The sequence below is a fragment of the Pseudomonas sp. NY11955 genome (assembly GCF_048068035.1).
In the GTDB taxonomy this organism is placed as follows: domain Bacteria; phylum Pseudomonadota; class Gammaproteobacteria; order Pseudomonadales; family Pseudomonadaceae; genus Aquipseudomonas.
The window spans coordinates 30,537-49,032 of record NZ_JBLUPS010000010.1; the positions used below are offsets into that span (position 1 = coordinate 30,537).

Annotated in this window: 15 protein-coding genes and 2 pseudogenes; 4 read left to right on the forward strand and 13 right to left on the reverse strand. The window is 62.6% G+C overall.

The window, feature by feature from the left end; translation table 11 throughout:
* Positions 1–99: 99 nt before the first annotated feature.
* The 7 genes from fdhA to ACNFBR_RS18940 form a co-directional block, all read right to left on the reverse strand.
* Positions 100–1,299, reverse strand: a complete 1,200-nt coding sequence (fdhA, locus tag ACNFBR_RS18910) for a formaldehyde dehydrogenase, glutathione-independent (protein ID WP_012270123.1) — start codon at positions 1,297–1,299, stop codon at positions 100–102.
* 207 nt (positions 1,300–1,506) lie between these two features.
* Positions 1,507–2,364: a formyltetrahydrofolate deformylase gene (purU, locus tag ACNFBR_RS18915; RefSeq protein WP_012270122.1), complete on the reverse strand. Its 858-nt coding sequence runs from the start codon at positions 2,362–2,364 to the stop codon at positions 1,507–1,509.
* A 12-nt stretch (positions 2,365–2,376) separates the two neighbouring features.
* Positions 2,377–3,009 (reverse strand): sarcosine oxidase subunit gamma, encoded by a 633-nt coding sequence (locus tag ACNFBR_RS18920; RefSeq protein ID WP_416736290.1) that lies wholly within the window; start codon positions 3,007–3,009, stop codon positions 2,377–2,379.
* Positions 3,010–3,180: 171 nt separating this feature from the next.
* On the reverse strand, positions 3,181–6,195 hold the full coding sequence (locus tag ACNFBR_RS18925) for a sarcosine oxidase subunit alpha (protein WP_416736291.1): 3,015 nt from the start codon (positions 6,193–6,195) through the stop codon (positions 3,181–3,183).
* On the reverse strand, positions 6,192–6,527 hold the full coding sequence (locus ACNFBR_RS18930; RefSeq protein ID WP_012270119.1) for a sarcosine oxidase subunit delta: 336 nt from the start codon (positions 6,525–6,527) through the stop codon (positions 6,192–6,194). Before ACNFBR_RS18930 ends, ACNFBR_RS18925 begins: the two co-directional genes overlap by 4 nt.
* 14 nt (positions 6,528–6,541) lie before the next feature.
* A complete protein-coding gene (locus ACNFBR_RS18935; protein ID WP_003255680.1) occupies positions 6,542–7,792 on the reverse strand; it encodes a sarcosine oxidase subunit beta family protein in 1,251 nt (416 codons plus the stop codon).
* Between the two features lie 15 nt (positions 7,793–7,807).
* Positions 7,808–9,061, reverse strand: a complete 1,254-nt coding sequence (locus tag ACNFBR_RS18940; protein ID WP_416736292.1) for a serine hydroxymethyltransferase — start codon at positions 9,059–9,061, stop codon at positions 7,808–7,810.
* Between the two features lie 345 nt (positions 9,062–9,406).
* Between ACNFBR_RS18940 and ACNFBR_RS18945 the strand changes: the two genes are divergently transcribed.
* The gene (locus tag ACNFBR_RS18945) at positions 9,407–10,447 is read left to right on the forward strand and encodes a low specificity L-threonine aldolase (protein ID WP_416736293.1); all 1,041 of its coding nucleotides are present in this window, start codon (positions 9,407–9,409) and stop codon (positions 10,445–10,447) included.
* A 44-nt stretch (positions 10,448–10,491) separates the two neighbouring features.
* Here the strand turns inward: ACNFBR_RS18945 and ACNFBR_RS18950 are convergent, their stop codons facing one another.
* From ACNFBR_RS18950 to ACNFBR_RS18965, 4 genes and pseudogenes are all read right to left on the reverse strand, one after another.
* Entirely contained in the window at positions 10,492–11,229 is a 738-nt protein-coding gene (locus tag ACNFBR_RS18950) for a methyl-accepting chemotaxis protein (protein ID WP_416736414.1), read from the reverse strand.
* Positions 11,230–11,355: 126 nt separating this feature from the next.
* Positions 11,356–12,429 (reverse strand): annotated as a pseudogene (locus tag ACNFBR_RS18955) (cache domain-containing protein); the annotation flags it as partial.
* Positions 12,430–12,614: 185 nt separating this feature from the next.
* Entirely contained in the window at positions 12,615–12,917 is a 303-nt protein-coding gene (locus tag ACNFBR_RS18960; protein ID WP_012270116.1) for a cell division protein ZapA, read from the reverse strand.
* Complete coding sequence (locus tag ACNFBR_RS18965) at positions 12,914–13,144, reverse strand: hypothetical protein (RefSeq protein ID WP_416736294.1); 231 nt, start codon at positions 13,142–13,144, stop codon at positions 12,914–12,916. Before ACNFBR_RS18965 ends, ACNFBR_RS18960 begins: the two co-directional genes overlap by 4 nt.
* 279 nt (positions 13,145–13,423) lie before the next feature.
* Between ACNFBR_RS18965 and ACNFBR_RS18970 the strand changes: the two are divergent.
* Positions 13,424–14,179: pseudogene (locus ACNFBR_RS18970) on the forward strand (MCP four helix bundle domain-containing protein); the annotation flags it as partial.
* Positions 14,171–15,034, forward strand: coding sequence for a methyl-accepting chemotaxis protein (locus ACNFBR_RS18975; protein ID WP_416736415.1), 864 nt, complete (start codon positions 14,171–14,173; stop codon positions 15,032–15,034). The pseudogene ACNFBR_RS18970 and the gene ACNFBR_RS18975, both read left to right, overlap by 9 nt.
* Positions 15,035–15,044: 10 nt before the next feature.
* On the opposite strand, the gene ACNFBR_RS18980 is transcribed toward ACNFBR_RS18975, so the two are convergent.
* Together ACNFBR_RS18980 and gbcB are read right to left on the reverse strand one after the other, a co-directional pair.
* A complete protein-coding gene (locus ACNFBR_RS18980) occupies positions 15,045–15,692 on the reverse strand; it encodes an RHS repeat-associated core domain-containing protein (protein WP_416736295.1) in 648 nt (215 codons plus the stop codon).
* A 114-nt stretch (positions 15,693–15,806) separates the two neighbouring features.
* A complete protein-coding gene (gene gbcB, locus ACNFBR_RS18985) occupies positions 15,807–16,907 on the reverse strand; it encodes a glycine-betaine demethylase subunit GbcB (RefSeq protein WP_416736296.1) in 1,101 nt (366 codons plus the stop codon).
* 295 nt (positions 16,908–17,202) lie between these two features.
* Between gbcB and gbcA the strand changes: the two genes are divergently transcribed.
* On the forward strand, positions 17,203–18,495 hold the full coding sequence (gene gbcA, locus ACNFBR_RS18990; protein WP_416736297.1) for a glycine-betaine demethylase subunit GbcA: 1,293 nt from the start codon (positions 17,203–17,205) through the stop codon (positions 18,493–18,495).
* Position 18,496: the final 1 nt, after the last annotated feature.

Sequence of the window (18,496 nt, forward strand, 5' to 3'; positions counted from 1 at the left end):
CAAGGCTGCTCCTACAGGGCCCAATACAGGCCTAGGGATCAGTGAAGCAGCCATGGAAAAAGCCCCTCGATATGAGGGGCTTTCTGTTAGATCACACGATCAAGCCGCGCCCCACATCTTGTGCGGGTCGATCACAAACTTCTTCGGCACGCCCGCATCAAACTCGCCATACCCTTCCGGCGCCTGATCCAGGTTGATCACCTGCACGCCCACTACTTCAGCAATATTGATCCGATCCCACATGATCGCCTGCATCAGCTGGCGGTTGTACTTCATGGTCGGGGTCTGGCCGGTGTGGAAACTGTGCGACTTCGCCCAGCCCAGGCCGAAGCGGATGCTCAGCGCGCCGATCTTGGCGGCAGCATCCACCGCGCCCGGGTCTTCGGTCACGTACAGGCCAGGGATACCGATGCTGCCGGCAACACGGGTCACTTGCATCAGCGAGTTCAGCACGGTAGCAGGGGCTTCGTGCTTGGCACCTTCGTGACCATGGCCACGGGCCTCGAAGCCAACGGCGTCGACGGCGCAGTCCACTTCCGGCTCGCCGAGAATATCGACGATTTGCTCGTGCAGCGGGGTGTCCTTGGACAGGTCAACGACCTCGAAGCCCTGGGACTTGGCATGCGCCAGGCGGGCCGGGTTGAGGTCGCCGACGATGACGCAGGCAGCGCCCAGCAGGCGCGCCGAGGCAGCAGCGGCCAGGCCTACCGGGCCAGCGCCCGCGACGTAAACGGTGCTGCCTGGGCCAACGCCAGCAGTCACGGCGCCGTGGTAACCGGTTGGCAGAATGTCGGACAAGCAGGTCAAGTCACGGATCTTTTCCATGGCCTTGTCGCGCTCGGGCAGTTTCAGCAGGTTGAAGTCGGCGTAGGGCACCAGCACGTACTCGGCTTGGCCACCGGTCCAGTCGCCCATATCGACGTAACCGTAGGCGCCACCCGCGCGAGCCGGGTTGACGGTGAGGCAGACACCGGTGTGCATTTCTTTACAGGAGCGGCAGCGGCCGCAGGCGACGTTGAACGGCACCGACACCAGGTCGCCGATCTGCATGCGCTCGACGTCGCTGCCCTTCTCGACGATTTCACCGGTGATTTCGTGGCCCAGGACCAGGCCGACCTGGGCAGTGGTGCGGCCTCGGACCATGTGCTGGTCGGAACCGCAGATGTTGGTGGAGACCACCTTGAGGATCACGCCGTGCTCGATCTTCTTGCCGCGCGGGTCCTGCATTTTCGGGTAGTCGATCTTCTGCACCTCGACCTTGCCGGCGCCGAGATATACCACTCCACGATTGCCAGACATGCTCTTACCTCGCTTGATTTGTATTTATGCAGCGGTGGTTGAACGCGCCGCCATCCGTGGGCGGCATGTGTTTCTGGAATGCAGGGAATTGTGGGCCTGATGGGCCGAGGTGCGCTGACTGGAAGCGACAGGGAGATGCCTTTTAGCGGCAGGAAAAAAAGTGTCGGGCCCTTCGCGGGCACGCCCGCGAAGCGGCCGGAACAGATGTTAGAGAACGACCGTCCGGTTGGCGTTGAGGAACACCCGCCGCTCAATGTGATAACCGACGGCCCGCGCCAGGGTCAGGCATTCGATATCGCGCCCTTTGGCAATGAGGTCTTCCGGGTAATGGCTGTGGTCCACCACCTCCACGCCCTGGGCAATGATCGGCCCTTCGTCCAGGTCGTTGTTGATGTAGTGCGCCGTGGCCCCGACCATCTTCACCCCCTTGTTGTACGCCTGGTGATAAGGCTTGGCGCCTTTGAACCCTGGCAACAACGAGTGGTGAATATTGATCGCCCAGCCATCCAGGCGCCGGCACAGCTCGGGCGACAACACCTGCATGTAGCGAGCAAGGATAACCAGCTCGGCACCGGTCTCCTCGATCACCTGCAGCACTTTGCGCTCTTGCCCAGGCTTGTCCTTGGGGTCGAGGGCAAAGTGGTAGTAGGGAATCTTGTGCCACTGCGCCAGCGGTTCGAGGTCGGGGTGGTTGGACACCACCGCGACCACGTCCATGCCCAACTGGCCGATGCGCTGGCGATACAGCAGGTCGTTCAGGCAGTGGTCGGCCTTGGACACCATGATCACCACCTTCGGGCGGTGATTCGGGGCGGTCAGCTCGAAGGCCATGCCGAACGCTTCGCTGCGCTCGGCGAGGCCGGCGCGAAAGCCGTCCTCGTCGAAGCCATCAGGGGCGCGGAACTCCACGCGAATGAAGAAGCGCCCTGACTGCCGGTCATCGAAGGAGTGATGCTCCGTCACGTAGCAGCGCTGCTCGAAGAGGTAACGCGTCACCACGTCGACGGTGCCGAGCATGCTCGGGCAGTCGGCGGTGAGAATCCAGGTATCCGGTGCCCGACTCATGTTCAGCTCTCCTTAGGCCTCGATGCTCAGGCCGTACTCGGCCGAAGCGTCCTGCAGCCACAGCCACCAGTAGTCGGCGAAGCTGCGGCGAATCACCAGCTCCCAGGTGTCTTCGGCGGTACGGCGGATCACCAGTTGCGACTTGGCGAACACGGTGCCGACAGCCTTGCCCACCGGGAAGTTGTTCGGGTGAACATCATAGCTGGTGGACTTCATCAGCACTTCGCGCACGTTGGGGCCGCGCAGTTCCAGCAGGCTTTGCCCACCGCTGACATTGACCACCTGGATGTGCTGGCCCTCAAGGGCCGCGCGCAGCTTTTGCTCGACCGCCAGTTCCTGGCCGCCGGGCACGATCAGCAGCCACTCGTCGGGGCCAACCCACTGCAGCGACATGTCGTCGTTGGCGACCACGGTCAGCGCCACGGGCAGCTCCAGGCCCAGGGCCTTGTGCACGCCGGCGGCGAATTCCGGGTTGTGGCCGTCACCACGCAGGGTGAGGTGGCCGAGGAACTTGCGTTCACGCAGGGTCACGCCTGCGTTCTTGCGGCCTTTGCCAACCAGGCTGGCCAGGTCGGCGTGGTGCAGTGGCGACTGGGCCTTGGCCTCGGCGCCGGGGTTTTGCTGGAAGACGTTGATAGCGCTCATTTCTTACCTGCCTTGAATTCTGGGTTCGACCACGATGCCTGCCGGAGACGCTAATCCTGTGGGAGCGGGCTTGCCCGCGAATGCGATGGTGGATTCACCGCCCTCTTCGCGGGCAAGCCCGCTCCCACAGAGACCTCACCCCTTTCAGGCACCGGTTGCTACCGGGGGCCTTTAGACGTTCTGCCGCTCACCCTTCGGATCGAAGAACACCGAAGACACGATCTCCGCCTCGATCACGCTGCCATCGGCCTGCGGCGAGAACACGCGCTCGCCCATGCGCTTGAGGCCGCCTTTGACCACACCCATGGCAAACGAGTAGCCCAGGGAGTTGGAGGCATAGCTGGAGGTAACGTGGCCAACCATGTCCATCGGGATCGGCTGTTTCGGGTCGAACACCAGCTGGGCGCCTTCCGGCAGCCACTTGGTCGGGTCGACCGGCTTCAGGCCTACCAGCTGCTTGCGGTTTTCGCGCACGCAGTCTTCGCGGTTCATGCCACGCAGGCCGATCCACGAGAACGGCTTGTTGCGGCCCACGCACCAGCTCATGTTCAGGTCGTCCGGGTTCATCGAACCATCGGTGTCCTGGCCCACGATGATGAAGCCCTTCTCGGCACGCAGGACGTGCATGGTTTCGGTGCCGTACGGGGTCAGGTTGTACTTCTTGCCGGCCTCGATGATCTGTTCCAGCACGCCCATGGCGTAGTTGGCCTGCACGTTGACTTCGTACGACAGCTCGCCGGTGAACGAGATACGGAACACCCGGGCCGGCACGCCGCCCACGTTGCCTTCCTTCCAGGTCATGAACGGGAAGGCTTCCTTGTCCATGTCGATGTCGGTCAGCTCGCTCAGCAGCTTGCGGCTGTTGGGGCCGGACAGGGTCATGGTGGCCCAGTGGTCGGTGACCGAGGTGAAGTACACTTTCAGTTCCGGCCACTCGGTCTGGTGGTACAGCTCCATCCACTGCAGCACGCGCGCGGCGCCGCCGGTGGTGGTGGTCATGATGAAGTGGTTGTCGCCGACGCAGGCGGTTACGCCGTCGTCGAAGACCATACCGTCTTCCTTGCACATCAGGCCGTAGCGGGCCTTGCCCACATCGAGCTTGGTCCAGGCGTTGGTGTAGATGCGGTTGAGGAATTCACGGGCGTCCGGGCCCTGGATGTCGATCTTGCCCAGGGTCGAGGCGTCCAGCAGGCCTACGCTGTCGCGCACGGCCTTGCATTCACGGGCCACGGCGGCATGGATGTCTTCACCGGCTTTCGGGAAGTACCACGGGCGCTTCCACTGGCCGACGTCTTCGAACTCGGCACCGTTCTTCACGTGCCAGGCATGCAGGGCAGTGAAGCGCACGGGCTCGAACAGGTGACCACAGTGACGGCCCGCTACCGCGCCGAAGGTGACCGGCGTGTAGTTGGGGCGGAACATGGTGGTGCCCATTTCCGGAATGGTGATACCGATCGAACGGGCGGCGATGGCCAGGCCGTTGATGTTGCCCAGTTTGCCCTGGTCGGTACCAAAGCCCAGCGCGGTGTAGCGCTTGACGTGCTCGACCGACTCGAAGCCTTCACGGGTGGCCAGTTCGATACCGGCGGCGGTTACGTCGTTCTGTTGGTCGACGAACTGCTTCGGCCCTTTGGTACCTTTGTCGTGCGGCACCTGGAACAGTGCCACGGTGGCCTCTTCCTTGCGCGCCACGGTTTTTGGCAGGGTGCCAACGGTTGCCTTGAAGCCCGCTTCGGTAGCTGCGCGCACACCGCCTTCGAAGCCATCGGCAATCACGTCGCCAAGGGCGTAGACGCCGTTGATACCGCCCACGCATTCGCGCTTCTGCGGCGCATCGCCCGGCACGAAGCCGAGGATGTCGTCACGCCATACCGGGCGGCCGCCCAAGTGCGAGGCCAGGTGGACGATCGGGCTGTAACCGCCCGAGGACGCGATCAGGTCGCACTCAAGGGTTTCGCCTGGGCTGGTGACTTTGTGCGCCTGCACATCGATGGCCGCCACACGGGCGCCGGTGACGTGCTTGCTGCCTTTGGCTTCGACCACGGCACTGGAAGTGAGGATGCGAATGCCTTTGGCACGGGCTTCTTCAACCAGTGAACCACGTGGGTTGTGGCGAGCATCGGCGATGGCCACCACTTGCAGGCCGGCGTCGTGCCAGTCCAGCGCAGCGCGGTAAGCATGGTCGTTGTTGGTCGACAGCACCAGCTTGCGACCTGGGGCCACGCCGTAGCGGCGCACGTAGGTGGACACGGCACCGGCCAGCATGTTGCCCGGCACGTCGTTGTTGCCGTACACCAGCGGGCGCTCGTGGGCGCCGGGCGCCAGTACCACGCGCTTGGCGCGCACGCGGTGCACGCGGTGGCGAACCTGGCCGATCGGGGCGCGATCGCCGAGGTGATCGGTGAGGCGCTCGTGGATGGTCAGGAAGTTATGGTCGTGGTAGCCGTTGACCGTGGCGCGTGGCAGCAGGGTCACTTCCGGCAGGCCTTCCAGCTCTTTGACCACGGCGTTGACCCAGTCGGCGGCAGGCTTGCCGTCGAGGGTTTCGCGGGTGTCGAGCAGGCTACCGCCGAACTCTTCCTGCTCGTCGGCCAGGATCACCCGGGCCCCGCTGCGCGCTGCGGCCAGTGCGGCGGCCAGGCCAGCAGGGCCGGCACCGACGATCAGCACGTCGCAGTGCTGGTTCATGTAGTCGTAGCTGTCCGGGTCGTTCTGCAGCGGTGCACGGCCAAGGCCAGCCGCTTTACGGATGTACTTCTCGTAAGTCATCCAGAACGATTTCGGGTACATGAAGGTTTTGTAGTAGAAGCCCGGCGGCATCATGCTGCCGCCCACCTTGCCGAGGATGCCCATGACGTCGTTGTTGACGTTCGGCCAGCCGTTGGTGCTGGTGGCAACCAGGCCCGCGTACAGCGCCTGCTGGGTAGCACGCACGTTAGGGATCTGGGTGGCTTCGCTGGAGCCGATCTGCAGGATGGCGTTCGGCTCTTCGGTGCCGGCGGCGATGATGCCGCGTGGGCGCGAGTACTTGAAGCTGCGGCCGACGATGTCGACGCCATTGGCCAGCAACGCGGCGGCCAGGCTGTCACCGGCATAACCCTGGTAGGTCTTGCCGTTGAAGGTGAAGTTCAGGACCTTGCTGCGGTCGATACGGCCGCCGCTGGCGAGGCGATAGGTCTGGCTCATACTTTTTCCCCTTGGCCTTTGACGGTCGACGGTGCGTTCGCCGCTTTACCGTTGGCGGTCACTTGCGGCTTCTCGCCAATCTTGTAGGTTTCCAGAATTTCGTAGGTCACGGTGTCGCGGGTGACGTTGAAATACTGGCGGCAGCCGGCAACGTGGTCCCACAGTTCATGGTGAATACCGCGCGGGTTGTCACGGTAGAACATGTAGGTACCCCACTCCTCGTCGGAGCAGGCGTTGGGGTCCAGCGGGCGGGCGATGTGCGCCTGGCCAGAGGCGTGGAACTCTTCTTCGGAGCGCAGCTCGCCGCAGTGGGGACAGAAAATATGCAACATGATGGTGTCTCCGGTTAGTGGGCGACGGCGGCGGCGCCGTGTTCGTCGATCAGTGCGCCGTTGTAGAAACGGTCCATGGAGAACGGCGCGGCCAACGGGTGCATTTCGCCCTTGGCCAGGCTCGCGGCGAAGACGTTGCCCGAACCCGGGGTCGCCTTGAAGCCGCCAGTACCCCAACCGCAGTTGAAGAACATGTTCTTGACCGGGGTCTTGGTGATGATCGGGCAGGCGTCCGGCGAGGTGTCGACGATGCCGCCCCACTGGCGGTTCATGCGCACGCGCGAGAGGTTGGGGAACATCTCGACGATGGCCTGCAGGGTGTGCTCGATCACCGGGTACGAACCGCGCTGGCCGTAGCCGACCCAGCCGTCGATACCGGCGCCGATCACCAGGTCGCCCTTGTCGGACTGGCTGATGTAGCCGTGTACGGCGTTGGACATGATCACGCTGTCGATGATCGGCTTGATCGGCTCGGATACCAGCGCTTGCAGCGGGTGCGATTCCAGCGGCAGGCGGAAGCCGGCCAGTTTGGCCATGTGCCCGGAGTTACCGGCGGTGACCACGCCGACGCGCTTGGCGCCGATGAAACCTTTGTTGGTTTCCACACCGATGACCGCGCCGTTTTCCTTGCGGAAACCGATCACTTCGGTTTGCTGGATCAGGTCCACGCCCAGGGCGTCGGCGGCACGGGCGAAGCCCCAGGCCACGGCGTCGTGACGGGCCACGCCGCCACGGCGTTGTACGGTGGCGCCGAGGATCGGGTAGCGGGTGTTCTTCGAGCAGTCCAGGTACGGGATTTCGGCCGCGACCTGGGCGGTGTTCAGCAGTTCGCCATCCACGCCGTTGAGGCGGTTGGCGCTGACGCGGCGCTCGGAATCACGCATGTCCTGCAGGGTGTGGCACAGGTTGTAGACGCCGCGCTGGGAGAACATCACGTTGTAGTTGAGGTCCTGGGACAGGCCCTCCCACAGCTTCATGGCGTGCTCGTACAGGTGCGCCGACTCGTCCCACAGGTAGTTGGAACGCACGATGGTGGTGTTACGGGCGGTGTTGCCGCCGCCCAGGTAGCCTTTCTCGATCACGGCGACGTTGGTGATGCCGTGCTCCTTGGCCAGGTAGTAAGCCGTGGCCAGGCCATGGCCGCCACCGCCGACGATGACCACGTCGTAGACCTTTTTCGGGGTTGGCGTGCGCCACATGCGCTGCCAGTTCTCGTGGTGGCTGAGGGAGTGCTTGAAAAGGCCGAAGCCCGAGTAACGTTGCATGGTGTGTGACTCCACTCAGCGGTAAACAGGGAAATCTGCGCACAGCGCCGCGACGTTCTTCGCCACATCGGCTTCGACGTCTGCGTCACCGAGGTTGTCGAGGATGTCGCAGATCCAGCCGGCCAAGGCCACGCACTGGGCGACCTTGAAGCCGCGCGTGGTGACGGCCGGGGTGCCGATGCGCAGGCCCGAGGTGACGAACGGCGACTGCGGGTCGTTCGGCACGGCGTTCTTGTTGACGGTGATGTGCGCGCGGCCCAGGGCGGCGTCGGCGTCTTTACCGGTGAGGCCCTGGCGAATCAGGCTGACCAGGAAGAGGTGGTTGTCGGTGCCACCGGAAACCACGTCGTAGCCACGCTCGATGAACACCTGGGCCATGGCCTGGGCGTTTTCGATCACTTGTTGCTGGTAGGCCTTGAAGCCCGGCTCCAGCGCTTCCTTGAAGCACACGGCCTTGGCGGCGATGACGTGCATCAGCGGGCCGCCCTGGGCGCCTGGGAATACGGCGGCGTTGAGCTTCTTCTCGATCTCTTCGTTGGACTTGGCCAGGATCAGGCCACCACGCGGACCGCGCAGGGTCTTGTGAGTGGTGGTGGTGACCACGTCGGCGAACGGGATCGGGTTCGGGTACAGGCCAGCGGCAACCAGGCCAGCGACGTGGGCCATGTCGACGAACAGCAGCGCACCGACTTTGTCGGCGATGGCGCGGAAACGTGGGAAGTCGAGGGTCTTGGAGTAAGCCGAGAAACCGGCAACGATCATTTTCGGCTTGTGCTCGACCGCCAGGCGCTCGACTTCGTCGTAGTCGATCAGGCCGGTGTTGGTGTCGATGCCGTACTGCACCGCGTTGTACAGCTTGCCCGAGGACGACACTTTGGCACCGTGGGTCAGGTGGCCACCGTGGGCCAGGCTCATGCCCAGGATGGTGTCGCCGGCCTGCAGCAGGGCCAGGTAGACGGCGCCGTTGGCCGACGAGCCGGAGTGCGGCTGGACGTTGGCGTAGTCGGCGCCGAACAGCTGCTTGGCGCGCTCGATGGCCAGGGCTTCTACCTTGTCCACATGCTCGCAGCCGCCGTAGTAGCGCTTGCCTGGGTAGCCTTCGGCGTACTTGTTGGTCAGGCCGCTGCCTTGGGCCTGCATCACGCGCTTGGAGGTGTAGTTCTCCGAAGCGATCAGCTCGATGTGGTCTTCCTGGCGCTGTTCTTCGGCATTCATCGCCGCCAGCAGTGCATCGTCGTAACCCTGGATCTGGTCTTGCTTGCTGAACATCGTGTATCTCCCGGCAGCGATCGTTTTTGTCGTGGGGCACTGCGGCCCTTTGTGGCGATGTTATGACTGGTCGGGGCGGGTCAGATGCCTGCGCACGCCTTGCAATGGCGCGTTTACGACATTCGTTGCAGTGTTGGCTTCTTCGCGGGCACGCCAGCTCCCACAGCGCCCCCGCAGGTCTGGGCCAACACCTTGCAAGGCCCTGGTACAAACCCTGTGGGAGCGGGCGTGCCCGCGAAGAGGCCAGCACAAACGCCACAGCAACCCGATGATGCACAGCTTGTATAGGCAACTGCTGAATCGATGGTTTAGAGTGCTGTTCTGCGTCGTTCACAGGACAGTGTCATGACAGATAAGAGCCAACAATTCGCCAGCGACAACTATTCCGGTATCTGCCCCGAAGCCTGGGCGGCGATGGAAAAAGCCAACCATGGCCACGACCGCGCCTACGGCGACGACCAGTGGACCGAACGTGCGTCGGAGTACTTCCGCAACTTGTTCGAAACCGACTGCGAAGTGTTCTTCGCCTTCAACGGCACCGCGGCCAACTCCCTGGCCCTGGCCTCGCTGTGCCAGAGCTACCACAGCGTGATCTGCTCCGAGACCGCCCACGTCGAAACCGACGAATGCGGCGCGCCGGAGTTCTTCTCCAACGGCTCCAAGCTGCTGACGGCGGCCAGCGTCAACGGCAAGCTGACGCCGCAGTCGATCCGCGACGTGGCGCTCAAGCGCCAGGATATCCACTACCCCAAGCCCCGCGTGGTGACCATTACCCAGGCCACTGAAGTGGGCACGGTGTACCGCCCCGACGAGCTGAAGGCGATCAGCGCCACCTGCAAGGAGCTGGGCCTGAACCTGCACATGGACGGCGCACGCTTTACCAATGCCTGCGCGTTCCTGGGCTGCAGCCCAGCCGAGCTGACCTGGAAGGCCGGCGTGGATGTGTTGTGCTTTGGCGGCACCAAGAACGGCATGGCGGTGGGCGAGGCGATCCTGTTCTTCAACCGCCAACTGGCCGAAGACTTCGACTACCGCTGCAAGCAGGCCGGGCAACTGGCGTCGAAAATGCGCTTCTTGTCGGCGCCATGGGTCGGGCTGCTGGAAGATGGCGCCTGGCTGCGCCATGGCAACCACGCCAACCATTGCGCGCAGCTGCTGGCCTCGCTGGTGAGTGACTTGCCAGGTGTGGAGCTGATGTTCCCGGTGGAAGCCAACGGGGTGTTCCTGCAGATGCCGGAGCATGCGATCGAAGCACTGCGGGGCAAGGGATGGCGGTTCTATACCTTCATTGGTAGCGGCGGCGCGCGGTTCATGTGCTCGTGGGATACCGAGGAAGAGCGGGTGCGTGAGCTAGCAGCGGATATCCGTAGCATCATCAGCGCCTGACAGGGCCTCTTCGCGGGCTTGCCCGCGAAGAAACCAACCTCGCTCTAAAGCCTGAACCCACCCATCTGCCGCGCCAGATCATCAGCCAGCCCACGCAACGCCTGGCACTCCTCGCGGCACCCTTGCACCTCCGCCGCCGTCTCCCGCGCCAAGTCGGAAATCCCCTGCACCGTCCGGTTGATTTCCTCGGTCACCGCCGACTGCTCTTCCGTCGCCGTGGCCACCTGATGGTTCATATCGCTGATGTGCTCCACCTGGTCGGTAATCGCCCCCAGCGATGCCCCGGTGCGCTGGCTCGATTCCACACCACTGCCGGTCGCCTGCTGCCCCGCCTGCATCGAACTCACAGCCGACCCCGCGCCCTGCTTCAGACGCTGGATCATCTGCTGCACTTCGTCGGTGGACAGCTGTGTGCGCCGGGCCAGCGTGCGCACCTCATCGGCCACCACAGCAAAACCGCGCCCCATTTCCCCTGCCCGCGCGGCTTCGATGGCAGCGTTCAGCGCCACCAAATTGGTCTGCTCGGAAATGCTGCGGATAACCGCGAGCACTTCATCGATCGAGGCCACTTCATCGGCCAACTGAGTGACTGCATCGGCGGCCTTGCCGATGTCGCCCGACATGCCCTCGATGCCACGAATAGAGCGCTGCACGACTTCTCGCGCCTGCAACGCCTCATCCCGTGCCGACTGCGAGGCTTGCGCCGCATCGCCGGCATTGCGGGCGATGTCCTGCACGGTCAGGCCCATCTCGTGCACGGCGGTGGCGACCATTTCGGTCATTTCCTGCTGCCGCCCGGAACGCTCGGCCGTGTTGTCCACCACCTGGGTCACCTGCTCCACAGCCCGGTGCAGCCGCTCGGAGGTGCTCAATACCTCACCGATCAGGCTGCGCTGGCTGTCGAGGAAGCGGTTGAAACCCCGGGCCAGGTCGCCCAGCTCATCCTGGCGCGAATCATCCAGACGGTGGCTGAGGTCACCCGCGCCGCTGCCAATCTGCACCAATGCGGCAGTCACGCGGCGGATCGGCCGCACCAGACCGCGCGCCATCAGCACTACCAGCAGCAAGGACAGCAGGGCCACGGCGCCACCGATCACGCTGGTCAACCAGACGGCCTGGTGCATTTGTGCATAGATTTCCGACTCTGGCACTTCGGCCACCAGGGTCCAGTTGAGGTCGCGCAGTGGCAAACCAAGTGCCAGGTAGCTTTCGCCGTCACGGCTGAAGCGGCTACTGCGCAGCCCCTCGCCTGCGCTCATGACGCCCTTGGCGGCGTCCGCGCCAAGCTGCTCGGTGAGTTGGCGTTTGCCACTGAAAGCCGCGTCAGGATGCACCTGGATCAGGCCATCGTTACGCACCAGAAACACTTTGCCGTGCTCGCCGAAACTGAAGTCGTGGATCAACTTCGACAGCTCGGTCATGCGCAGGCCCATGCCGGCCACACCGACCAACTGGCCATCTTTTTCCACGCGGTAGTCGATGAACAGCGCCAGCTCGCCGGTGGCACCATCGATGTCGATGTTGATCAACCGCTCGGCGCCGCTGTCGATGTAGCCGTAGAACCACTTGTCCTTGGGATTGCTGCGGCTGAGGGTGCGGTCCAAGCCGTTCTCGTTGTAGTAGTGGCCAGTTTCGGTCGAGGCGAACAGGGCAGTGAAGGCCTGGTTGCGCTGTTTGGCGGCGGTCAGGTACTCGCTGAATTGCGCTGCCTGGGCGGGATCTTCACCGGCAGCCAGCCAGTCGCGCAGCAGTGTGTTGCCGGCGATGTCCGCCGCTGCCACCAACGGCTGGCCGAGCATGCGCTCGATGTCGTTGCGGATGGCTTCGATGCTGGCTGGCAGGGCAGTGTCGACCAGGTAGCGCTCGGTGAGGCGGTTGAGCGCCACGGTGAAGATGATGACCACGACCAGGATGCTGGCCAGCAAGGCGGCGCCCATGCTGGTGATCAATTGCCACTGGATGCTTCTACGCCAGATACGCATGCCCCTACTCCCCGCACATTATTGTTTTGCGGGAAGTGTATACACTTGCGTATCCAGTTAATCCAGTGACCTGGAACAATGAGTTGGGCCTTTGGGGCTGCTGTGCAGCCCATTCGCAGCACAAGGCTGCTCCTACAAGAGCGGCTTGTGTCGCGAAAGGGGCGCGAAGCGCCCCAAGCTATCGATCAGGACTCTGCAATGGTCCGGACGATGGCGTCCACGGTGGCGTCGATCTGCGCCTGGGTACGCGCAAGGGTCTGCTGATGCTCTTTCTGCAGTTCGACCTGCTTGGAGCACAGGTTGAGGGCAGCCAGCACCAGCAGCTTGTCACCGATCAAGGTCGGGTACTGACGCTTGGTCTCGTTCAGGGCAGTGTTGAGCATCCGTACCGCCTGGGCCAAGGTTTCTTCCTGGCCTTCGGGCGCCTTGATCGAATAGTCGATGCCGAGAATCGACACCACATTGATCGGCTGCTCTTGCAGTCTCATGCGTCGACAACGCCCGCGCTGGCGCGCTCGACCAGGGCCTGGATGCGTGCTGCGGTAGCACCGTTCTTCTCTTCCTGCTCCATCAGCGACAGCTGCAGGGTTTCGTTCTCTTCCTTGGCCTGGGCCAGTTCCTGGCCGAGGGCGGTGTTCTGCTCGGTGAGTTGAGCGTTTTTCTGCATCAGGTCGCTGACCAGTTGCTCGATTTGATTCAGGGATGCTTCCAGCATGGGTCTATCTCAGGTTGTTGCGAGGGGCGCACACGATAAAGAAAAGTGCCGCCCATCGCCATTAAATATCGGGTTCATAAGGTGTCGAACCCGCAGATTGACAGGGTAACCGCCCCCTTGTTCCGACATGGGTCAACCGCCGGTCAGGAAAAGGTTAGCTACCTCACAATTTTTGCCGGTCGCACTCAAGACTGGCCGGTCACGACCGATAGCCCGGCAAGTCACGTTTTGTCGCACTTTCCCCTTGCCTGGATCCTCCTCGCCATGTCCCTACGCAACATGAATATCGCCCCGCGCGCGCTGCTCGGCTTCGCGCTCATCGGCCTGCTGATGCTCGGCCTTGGTATCTTCTCCCTGGTGCAGATGGGCAACATCCGCCAGGCTGGCGTTGCCATCGAGCAAGTCAGCGTGCCCAGCATCAAAATCCTCGACGAAATCACCGCGCTGAACCTGCGCATGCGCACCCTTTCCTACCGCCTGTTGCTCAACCGCGAGCCAGAAACCCAACGCGATACCCTCAACCTGCTGGACCAGCGCAACAGCCAGATCGACCGCGCACGCCAGGCTTACCTGCCGATGATCGGCGCCGCCGACGAACAGGCCGCGTTCGACGAGTACGGCCAGTTGCTCAACCAGTACCGCCAGCTGGAGTCGCGCATGCGCACGCTGAGCCAGGCCGACCGCCTGGATGAGCTGCGCGACCTGCTGAACCGCGACCTGCTGGCCAACTCCGAGCAGATCAACAAGGTCATGGATACCTTGGTGCGTATCAACACCGACCAGACCCGCGCCACCAACGACAAAGCCGCCAGCCAGTACGCGGCCGCCTTCGCCCTGGTGATCGGCCTGCTGGTTGCCGCCACCGTGCTGACGTTCGCCTGCGCCTTCCTGCTGACCCGCAGCATCGTCAAGCCGATCGAAGAAGCGCTCAAAAGCGCCGAACAGGTCGCCGACGGTGACCTGACCCACATCATCCGCGCCGAAGGCACCGACGAAGCCGCCCGCCTGCTACGCGCCATGGCCCGCATGCAGGACAAGCTGCGTGACACCCTGCAGCAAATTGCCGGCTCCGCCACCCAGTTGGCCTCGGCGGCCGAAGAGCTCAATGCCGTCACCGACGAAAGCGCCCGTGGCCTGCAACAACAGAACAACGAGATCGAACAGGCCGCCACCGCCGTTACCGAAATGACCAGCGCGGTGGAAGAAGTGGCGCGCAATGCCGTGAGCACCTCGGAAGCCTCCAGTGAAGCCAGCCGCTCCACCGGCGACGGTCGTGACCTGGTGATGGAGACCGTGGGGGCCATCGAGCGCATGAGCGGCGATGTGCAAGCCACTGCCAAATTGATTTCTCACCTGGCCGAACAGTCGCGCGACATTGGCAAGGTTCTCGACGTGATCCGTGGCCTGGCCGACCAGACCAACCTGCTGGCGTTGAACGCCGCCATCGAGGCCGCACGCGCGGGTGAGGCAGGCCGTGGTTTTGCCGTGGTGGCGGACGAAGTGCGGGCATTGGCACATCGCACCCAGCAATCGACCAGCGAAATCGAACGAATGATCGGCAGCATTCAAGGGGGTACGGAGGAAGCTGTCGAGTCGATGCGCACCAGCACCGAACGTGCTGAATCGACTCTCAACATTGCCCGTGGCGCCGGTATGGCGCTGGATACCATCGCGGGAGCCGTGGCGCAGATCAACGAGCGTAACCTGGTGATTGCCAGCGCGGCGGAAGAACAGGCGCAGGTGGCGCGGGAAGTAGACCGCAACCTGGTGAACATCAATGACCTGTCGGTACAGAGTGCTACCGGGGCACATCAGACCAGCGCGGCGAGTGCCGAGTTGTCTCGCCTGGCGGTGGATTTGAATGGGTTGGTGGCACGCTTCCGTACTTGACCTGAAGCACTTAGGGCCGCGTTGCGGCCCTGATCTTTACAGCGGCTTCAACGGGATTTGAAGACCTGCTGGCCACAGGGCCAACAAAGGGCGAAAACTTAGCCTTGGATAAATCCATCAAAAAAGGCCCTGGGCCTTTTTCAACCTGCTTCTTCAGGGCCTTGCTAACCGAGGCCGCTTTCAACCCGACGCTTACAATACTTCCAGCAGTAACCAACGCCTGACTACCAGGTATTTCATAAGCAGCCATGGCGCCGCCGACACCGGCAGTCCATTTCGCTATTTCAGCCATCCGCTTTAGCTTGCTAGGCCCCGAAAAGGCAACTTTGAGCCGCGCGCCTAGCCATACAACTCTTTTGAGCAGTGAGAGGATGCTGAACGCGCCACTTGGATCACACCTGTTGACTGGATCGCACAGGCAGTAGACGTAAGCATTGATGCCGCCCTTGGAAAAAGGGCTCAGTTGGTCGGCTGACAAGAATCGCCTTAAAGCCGGGCTGTATGCTCTTCTGCTGCCGAGCAGATAATTTCCAGTGAAACGATCTTGGCGCTCACCATTGAATGCAAGTGATGAAGTAGAACTGCAGGACTGTACGCCGTAAGGGGCATACGACACCGCACGGCATATATTCACGGCCATCGAAGCGTGTTGCATCATATAAATCGTCCAGACGGTTAGTAACCTTACTTAACCATCCGGTATTCTGAAACTGATAGATTTGCTAGTTCTGCAATAAAGCAGGAGCCGCTCTGCAGCTCCTGCAATCTCGGATCAGTAATCGATTCGTACATCCCCTTTCGGCACGCTGCAGCACGACAGGATGTAGCCTTCGGCTTCGTCCTCTTCGGTGATGCCGCCGTTGTGCTCCATCTCCACTTCGCCGCCCAGCTTGAGCACCTTGCAGGTGCCGCAAATGCCCATCCCGCAGGCTTTCGGGATCATCAGGCCAACCTTGGCCGCCGCCGCATGCACGGTCTCGCCAGGTGCAACGCGGATGCTCTTCTCGCTGCCGATGAACTCCACCAGGTTGAGGTCGGAAACATCCAGCTCCGGTGCATCGGCCGCCTGCTCGGCGTGCTCCACCGCATCGGCCTTGGCCTCGGCCGGTGTCGCGCCGAACGATTCCTCGTGGTAGTTCTTCATGTCGAAGCCGACCGCTTCGAGCATGCGCTTGACCGCCGTCATGTAGGGTGTAGGGCCGCAGCAGAACACCACGCGCTCCATGTAGTCCGGCGCGATCAGCTCCATCAGCCGCTGGTTCAGGTAGCCGCGATACCCCGCCCACGGCTCGCCCAGGCCGTGCTTCTCGCAAATGATGTGCAGGCTGAAGTTGGGGATGCGCGAGGCCATCTGCTCCAGCTCGCGGTGGTAGATGATGTCCTTCGGCGAACGGGCGCTATGCACGAACACCATGTCGACATTGGCATTGGTGTCGTAGAACCAGCGCGCCATGGACATCACCGGGGTAATGCCCACGCCGCCTGAAAGGTACAGGATCTTGCCCGCCGGGAAGTCGATGGCGTTGAACAGCCCCACCGGGCCATGCACCGGCAGCTCGGCGCCTTCGTGCATGGTGTCGTGCAGGAAGTTCGATACCAGGCCACCCGGCACACGCTTGACGGTAATCGAGAAGCTGTAGGGCACCGACGGCGAACTGGAAATGGTGTAGGAACGCATCACCGGCTTGCCTTCGATCTCCAGCTCCAGGGTGACGAACTGCCCTGGCTTGAAGAAGAACATGATCGGCTGGTCGGCCATGAAGCAGAAGGTGCGCACGTCCCAGGTCTCCTGAATGACCTTGACGCAGCGCACGATGTGGCGGCCGTTGGCCCAGGTCTGGGTGGTGACCGGATTAAGGAAGGTATCGGACATGTTCATCTCCAGCAGCCGACTATCGGGCTTTTTATGGCTTGGATAATGCGCAAGCTGGCGACGGCGTACATTCCTGCCAGCGACATCGGCGTGCTTATCGCGACCAGCCCCGCGCTACAAGGGCTGGCGCGTCGTAATTCAAATCGGCCATGTCGCCCATGGATACGGTTCGCGGCGCCTTCGGACGCACACTCCACGGCAAAACAACACGCTGTTTCTTGATAAGCAGCCTTGCGGCACCACAACAACGATTAGCCACCTTTTGCCGGCCGCACACGGCCCCGAGGAATACACGATGGACGTCACCGCAACCCTGAGCCTGGGCGATCCACTGGAACCTGCACGCAAGGCCACCGCCGAGATGCTGCAGACCCGCGAGCGCACCTACTCGCTGCCCCAGCCTTTCTACACCGACGAGCGTCTGTTCCAGATCGACATGCAGGAGATCTTCCAGAAGGAATGGCTGATCGCCGGCATGACTTGCGAAATCCCGGCGAAAGGCAACTACATCACCCTGCAGATCGGCAACAACCCGATCCTGGTAGTGCGTGGTGCCGAAGGCAAGGTGCACGCCTTCCACAACGTGTGCCGCCATCGCGGTTCGCGTCTGTGCGTCAGCGACAAAGGCAAAGTGGCCAAGCTGGTGTGCCATTACCACCAGTGGACCTATGAACTGGATGGCCGCCTGCTGTTCGCCGGCACTGAAATGGGCGCCGACTTCGACATGAAGCAGTACGGCCTCAAGCCTGTGAACGTGAAGGTCGCCGGTGGCTACATCTTCATCAGCCTGGCGGAAAACCCGCCCGCCATCGACGAGTTCCTGGCCACCCTGGAACACTACATGGAACCCTACGACATGGAGAACACCAAGGTGGCGGTGCAAACCACCTTGATGGAAAAGGCCAACTGGAAGCTGGTACTGGAAAACAACCGCGAGTGCTACCACTGCAGCGGTTCGCACCCGGAGCTGCTGCAAACCCTGCTGGAGTGGGACGACACCAACGACCCGCGCGCCAGCCAGGAATTCAAGGACCATGTGGCCGCCTCCGCTGCTGCATGGGAAGCCGAGAAGATCCCGTACCTGCACAAGAGCCACGGCCTGCGTAACCGCATCGTGCGCATGCCGCTGCTCAAGGGAACGGTGTCGATGACCATGGACGGCAAGCAGGCCTGCCAGAAGCTGATGGGCCGCATCAAGAACCCGGACCTGGGCTCGATGCGCATCCTGCACCTGCCGCACTCGTGGAACCACTGCATGGGCGACCACATGATCGTGTTCACGGTGTGGCCGATCAGCGCCCAGGAGACCATGGTCACCACCAAGTGGCTGGTGCACAAGGATGCAGTAGAGGGTGTGGACTACGACCCTGAGCGCATGCGCAAAGTGTGGGACGCCACCAACGACCAGGATCGTCGCCTGGCGGAAGAGAACCAGCGTGGGATCAACTCCACGGCTTACCAGCCAGGGCCTTACTCGAAGACTTACGAGTTTGGTGTGGTGAACTTCATCGATTGGTACAGCCAACGCGTGCTGGAGAACCTGGGGGCGGAACCGGCGCCATATCTGAAGGAAGTGAAGGCGCAGTAAA